Source organism: Algoriphagus lutimaris (assembly GCF_017051705.1).
Classification (GTDB): Bacteria; Bacteroidota; Bacteroidia; order Cytophagales; family Cyclobacteriaceae; genus Algoriphagus; species Algoriphagus lutimaris.
Window position 1 is genome coordinate 1 of sequence record NZ_JAFIDJ010000041.1, and the last position, 283, is coordinate 283.

The following is a 283-nucleotide window of genomic DNA, read 5'->3' on the forward strand; positions in this document are numbered from 1 at the left end:
ATGATCCATAAATGCACAAGGACCATAATCAATCGTTTCACCACTGACTGTCATATTGTCTGTATTCATTACGCCGTGAATAAAGCCAACACGCATCCAATTGATCACTAACTCACATTGTTTTTTCATTAATAAATTCAATAAATCTAATGCTTTTGTTTTAGAATCTTTGATTTCAGGATAATGACGATCAATTGTGTAGTTAAACAAAGTTTTAAGATCATCAGCATTTTGAGTAGCTGCAATATATTGAAAAGTTCCAACCCGTATATGACTAGAGGCT

At 32.9% G+C, this 283-nt stretch carries 1 protein-coding gene; it reads right to left on the reverse strand.

The features are described 5' to 3' along the window. On the reverse strand, positions 1 to 283 hold a 283-nt coding region (locus tag JYB62_RS19705), incomplete at both ends, for a protein adenylyltransferase SelO family protein (RefSeq protein WP_205647100.1).